Annotated in this window: 4 protein-coding genes; all 4 read right to left on the reverse strand. The window is 72.8% G+C overall.

Annotation, left to right across the window (positions count from 1 at the left end; all coding sequences use genetic code 11):
* Window positions 1-41 precede the first annotated feature (41 nt).
* Complete coding sequence (locus ACFQ8C_RS28675; protein ID WP_383462779.1) at window positions 42-1,901, reverse strand: glycoside hydrolase family 5 protein; 1,860 nt, start codon at window positions 1,899-1,901, stop codon at window positions 42-44.
* 269 nt (window positions 1,902-2,170) lie between these two features.
* On the reverse strand, window positions 2,171-3,331 hold the full coding sequence (locus ACFQ8C_RS28680; RefSeq protein WP_383462732.1) for an ROK family protein: 1,161 nt from the start codon (window positions 3,329-3,331) through the stop codon (window positions 2,171-2,173).
* Window positions 3,332-3,658: 327 nt separating this feature from the next.
* Window positions 3,659-5,335: a DEAD/DEAH box helicase gene (locus tag ACFQ8C_RS28685; protein ID WP_383462735.1), complete on the reverse strand. Its 1,677-nt coding sequence runs from the start codon at window positions 5,333-5,335 to the stop codon at window positions 3,659-3,661.
* Window positions 5,336-5,424: 89 nt separating this feature from the next.
* Window positions 5,425-5,628, reverse strand: coding sequence for a cold-shock protein (locus tag ACFQ8C_RS28690; protein ID WP_007502648.1), 204 nt, complete (start codon window positions 5,626-5,628; stop codon window positions 5,425-5,427).
* Window positions 5,629-5,872 lie beyond the last annotated feature (244 nt).

Here is a 5,872-nt window from a genome sequence, read left to right on the forward strand (position 1 = left end):
GCCCGGGGTCCCGGGGGCGGAGGCCTCGGCCGTGCGGCGTGTCAGGCCAGCGGGCGGCACAGCAGGGCGTCGGGGACGCCGTAGTGCAGCCACTTCCAGGTGGAGGCGACACCGGCGACGTACTCGTGGTCGCCGCACTGGCCCTTGTACTGTCCGGGCGCCCAGTCGCTGGCGTTCGATCCTCCGACGGCGGGCCGGTTGTCGCCCCGGTCGAACCAGAGCACGCGGCCCGTGGTGGGCAGGGCCGTGGCGGCGGGGGCGCAGAGGAGGGCCGCCATGGCGTCGTCCTTCACGCTGTAGCCGACGGCGAAGCTCCGGTCGGGGCACTGGAGCTTGTTGTAACCACTGGCCCAGTCACCGCCCTTGACGTACCGCTCGTCGGTGACGACCGTCCACTCCCCGCCGGCCTTCGCCGGCTGCCCGGCGTCGGTGCACAGGCCCCGGCTGTCGCCGCGGCCGAGGCCGACGAGGCGCTGGGTGTCGGGGCAGTTGCCCTTGCGGTTGCCGGGTGACCAGTCGGGCTTGGCCAGCATGGTGGCGGAGACGACGTAGTCGGTGTGGTCGAGGTCGAGCATGTTCCAGCGGGGCGCGACCGGGACCGGTCCCGAACGGGAGGGCGCCGTGACGAGCTCGGTCCAGTCGGGGGTGCGCCAGTCGCCGGGCTCCAGCAGGCTGAGGCGTTCGCCGGACGCGCTGTAGCTGATCAGCGCCCAGCTGTCCTGCGGCCTGCCGTCGGAGCCGGTCCAGCCGACCAGGGGCCAGATGGCGAAGTCGCTGTCGTTGCGGACCAGGATGTCGGTGAAGCGGGAGAACCAGTCGCGTTCCCTGGCATCGAGGTCGCCGCGGCCTCCGGCGCCGAACTCGCTGATCCACACGGGTGCGGTGAAGTGCTGGCCGGAGCGGGTGACGAACAGCGCCTGGTCGTCGACGACCTTCACGAGCTCGTCGGGGGTGAGGTCCTCGTAGCGAGGGTCGGTGGTCTCGCCCATGCCGGTGGCACCGGAGTGGTGGGGGCCCGTGTAGCCGTAGAAGTGGGCGGCGTACACGAGCTTGTCGGAGCGTATGAGGGTGTTGGAGAGGGTGGCGACGGGGGTGAGGGTGGGCCGGCCGTGGGGCGTCAGGTCGGTGGGGATGCCCTGCCAGTTGATGCCCTCCATGACGATGAGGAGGTCGGGGTCGGCCCGGAGGATCTCGTTGCCTGCCTGCTCGTACGCCTGGTTGAGGTCGTGGTCGTCGCCCCAGCCCCAGTTGGGGTCGTTCCAGGTGTCGCGGCGGACCTCGTTGCGCAGGTCGGCGCCGACGACCCGCTGGTTGTCCCGGTAGCGCTTGGCGAGGAAGACCCAGTCGTCGATCCACTGGCGGGTGGTCTGGCCGCTGTTCCAGCGCTCGTTGCCGTCGAGGGCGCAGCAGAAGCGGTAGCTGGTGGTGTGGTTGTTGAGGATGACCGCGAAACCGTCGTCGGTGAGGTCCGCGATCACGGCGTCGAGGATCTGGAGCGGAGTCTTCCCCTTGAGCTGCGGGTTCGCCGCGACCGCGGCGTCGGGCACCGGCGTGGTGTCGTGGACCAGCGCGTTGGCGAAGGGCAGCCGGATGCTGTTGAGGCCGAGGGCGTGGAAGTCGGCGAGGATCCGGTCGATCGGGACGCGGTCCAGGCCGAGCGGGATGTTGTGGGACATCTGGTCGGCCTGGTGGTTGGCCGGGTCGCCGACGTCACCGCTGCCCTCGTAGGTGCCCTGCGCCCCGGCCCAGTTGCCGGACCTCAGCTTGAAGCGGTCGCCGTCGGCGTCGACGACGTACCGGTCGCGGGTGGAGAGCGGGGCGGTCCAGGAGGCGGCGAGCTGCTCGCCCGTCAGCGGCGCCGACACCGGCGCGGCAAGGGCCGCGGACGGTCCGGGGGCCATCGACGTCCCGGAGACCGGGGACCGTTCGGGGGCCGCCGCGGCGCCGGGGACGGCGACGGCGAGGAGCGCCGCGGTGGCGAGGAGCGCCGGCAGGGCACGCGTACGCGGCGGCCGTGGGGCGCCCGGCGGGCGGGGTGGTCCAGTGAATCGCACGTTCATCCCTCCGAGAGGAGTGGGGTGAGGGAACGGGGCGGTGCGGACCCCGGACGGGACGCCCGGGGAGACTGGGGGGAGCGGGCCGGGGCGCCGAGGGGAGTCCCCCGGGCCGGTCACGGGAAGAGCGCCTCGATGCCGAGGACCGCGGCGCCCCTCGCCCACTCCTCCCAGGGGAGCGGACGCAGCGTCAGGGGGCAGCGGGCCGCCGCCTTGAAGCAGTGCTCCGCGTAGGCGTCCTTGATGTGTTCGCCGAAGAGGTCGTACGTCTCCAGTCCCTCGCCGGTGACGACGACGCGCTCCGGTCCGAGCAGATTGACCAGGATCCCGATGCCGGTGCCGATGGCCCGTCCGGCGCGGGCGAAGACCACGCGGGCGACGGGGTCCCCCTCGCGCGCCAGCCGCACGGCGGCGTCGAAGTCCAGGTCCTGGCGACCGGTCCCGGACCGGACCTCGGCGAGGATGGCGCCGGTGGAGGCGACCGCCTCCACACAGCCCACCTGGCCGCAGTGGCACCGGGGTCCGGACGGGTCGATGCCGATGTGTCCCATCTCGCCCGCGACACCGTAGGCGCCGGTGATCAGGCGCCCGTTGACGACCAGTCCGGAGCCGATGCCCGCGCCGATGGTGACCAGCGCGAAGTACTCGGTGCCGATGCCCTCGCCGAACCAGTGCTCGGCCGCGGTGAGGGCCTTCACGTCGTTCTCCACGACGACGGCCAGGCCGGTGGCCCGCGTCATCGCCTCGGCGAGCGGCACGTCCTGCCAGCCGGGGAGCACCGAGTAGCGCACCCGGCCGGCGGTCCGGTCCACGTCACCGGAGACCGCGATGCCGAGGTGCCGGGTGCGTTCGCGGAACTCCGGCCGCGCGTCGAGGAGTTCGTCCACCAACTCCTCGATCAGGGCGCTCACGGCGACCGGCCCCCGGTCCTCGCCGAGAGCACGGCCGGCGGTCACGCGCAGGCCGGCCCGCAGGTCGCAGACCGCGCCGTAGAGGGCGTCGGCACTGATCTTGACCCCGGCGAAGAACTCCCGGTCCGCCGTCACCGCCAGCGGGTTGACGGGCCGTCCGGCCCCCGGGGCGGTGCGCTCCGGAGGGAGCTCGTGCAGATAGCCGTCGTCGAGCAGCGGCCGGGCCGCCTTGGTGACGGCGGTCGACGACAGGCCGGTGCGGCGCGCCAACTCGACCCGGCTCAGCGGACCTTCGGCGAGCAGCAGGGCGAACACCGACGTCTCGGCCGGGGCGGTGACGAGGGGAGGTGCGAGGCTCGGGAACACGGCGGCACCGTACTGGCCAATAAATAACTTGGTCCAGTATTCATTTCGGATCCGGCCGAAAAACCTACTGCCGAGTCACTTACGCACCGTTCCGTCCCCACCCGGACCGCACGGGACCCCCGGGGAACCAGCCGGAGCGCGTGCACCGGCGCCAGGTCCGCCTCCGCGAGGGCTTCGCCCCGGGTGCTCCCGTGCTCTCCCCCACCGGCCGAAGACGGACGTCGTCCTTCCGCGTCCGGAAAAACGGAACCCGGGCGGATCCATGGGATCCGCCCGGGACACGATCGGCCGTCATCCCTGTCCTCGATCGCGGGCCAGGGGAGCGGGTCAGCGCTCCGACGCGCCGCCCTGCGAGGAGGTGCGCCGGCGCGGCCGCCGCTCGCCGCCACGCGGGGACTTGGCGGGGGCGTCACCCTTGGCGGCGCCCGTCCCGGCGGATCCGGTACGCCGAGCGGTGCCGCGCCCACCGGCCGCGGCGGCCCGCCCGCCGCCGGTGGAGGTCCGCCCACCGGCCGCGGCGGCGCGCCCGCCGCCCGCGGAGGTCCGCCCACCGGCCGTGGTGCCGCCGGCACCGCCCTCGGCACCGGCGCCTGCCTTGGCGCCGCCACCGCCGCCACCACGGCGTCGGCGCGGCGGCCGGGAGCCGCCTTCGCCGGCGGGCTTGCGGGCGGCTCGGGAGGCCGCCGGGGCGGCCTGCTGGGGCACCTCGATGGTGACGGCGACGCCGGACGGCTCGCGGGCGCCGGTGAGGGTGGCCAGCTCCTCGTCACTCGACCTCAGCCGGGCCGTACGGGGCTGGATGCCCGCGTCCCGCATGAGCTTCGTGACCTCGTGCTTCTGCTCGGGCAGGACCAGCGTGACGACGCTGCCGGAGCCACCGGCGCGGGCGGTGCGGCCGCCCCGGTGGAGGTAGTCCTTGTGGTCGGCCGGCGGGTCGACGTTCACGACGAGGTCGAGGTCGTCGACGTGGATGCCGCGAGCCGCGACGTTCGTCGCCACCAGCGCGGTGACCTGGCCGTTCTTGAACTGCTCCAGGGTCCGGTTGCGCTGCGGCTGGGTGCGGCCGCCGTGCAGGGCCGCCGCGCGGACGCCGACGGACAGCAGCCGCTTGGCGAGCCGGTCGGCCGACCGCTTGGTGTCGAGGAAGAGGATGACCCGGCCGTCGCGGGCCGCGATGCGGGTGGTGACGGCCTTCTTGTCGGTGACGTCCTGCAGGTGGAGGACGTGGTGCTCCATCGTGGTCACCGCGCCCGCGGACGGGTCGACGGAGTGCACCACGGGGTCGGTCAGGAAGCGCTTCACCAGCTGGTCGATGTTGCGGTCCAGGGTGGCGGAGAAGAGCATCCGCTGCCCGTCGTCCCGCACCTGCTTGATCAGCTTGGTGATCTGCGGCAGGAAGCCCATGTCGGTCATCTGGTCGGCTTCGTCCAGGACCGTGATGGCGACGTCGTCGAGGACGCAGTCGCCGCGCTCGACGAGGTCGTTGAGCCGGCCGGGGCTCGCCACGACGACCTCGACGCCGCGCCGCAGCGTGGCGGCCTGCTTGGTGATCGAGAGGCCGCCGACGACGGTGGTCATCCGCAGGTTCACCGCGGTCGCGTACGGGGCCAGCGAGTCCGTGACCTGCTGCGCCAGCTCGCGGGTGGGCACCAGGACGAGCGCGAGCGGCGCCCTGGACTCGGCCCGCCGCCCGGCGGTGCGGGCCAGCAGCGCGAGCCCGAAGGCGAGGGTCTTGCCGGAACCGGTCCGCCCTCGCGCCAGCACGTCACGGCCGGCGAGCGAGTCGGGCAGGGTGGCGCCCTGGATCGGGAAGGGCGTGGTCACGCCCTGTGCGGCGAGGGTCGCGAGCAGTCCCGCCGGCATGTCCAGTGCGGCGAAGTCGTCCACGGCGGGGAGGGCGGGCGTCGCGCTCTCCGGCATGCGGAACTCGCCGACCGGAGCCGAGGAAGGAGCCGAGAGGGGAGCGGAGCCTCGCTTGCTCGACTTCCGGGGCCTGCGGGACATAAACGATCTGCCTTTCTTCGAACAGCACAAACCGGGGTCCGCACCACGAAGGTGCGGACCCCGGCGAGCGACGGACGGATGTCCGGCGATTAGGCGGGGACGATGTTCTCCGCCTGCGGGCCCTTCTGGCCCTGCGTGACGTCGAAGCTGACGCGCTGGCCTTCCTGGAGCTCACGGAAGCCCTGGGTGGCGATGTTCGAGTAGTGGGCGAACACGTCCGGACCGCCACCGTCCTGCTCGATGAAGCCGAAGCCCTTTTCCGAGTTGAACCACTTCACGGTTCCCTGTGCCATGACCTTCTCCTTCTGTAGGCAGAGGCCCCATCCGGAGATGCCGGTAAAAACGAAATATGCGCCCGCGGAAAAGCATTCCGGTCAGGCGCACATAGGTTCATGGGTACCACAACTGCAACGCCGAAACCGTAGCACAGTCCGGCGGGCCGGTGTCGGGTCGGCGAGCGCGCCGTGGGGGTGCCGAGGTGTGGTGCGGGCAGGAGAGGAGTGACGGATCCGGGTTTCGACGGGGACGGGCGGGTCA

This window comes from Streptomyces sp. NPDC056503 (assembly GCF_042794995.1).
In the GTDB taxonomy this organism is placed as follows: domain Bacteria; phylum Actinomycetota; class Actinomycetes; order Streptomycetales; family Streptomycetaceae; genus Streptomyces.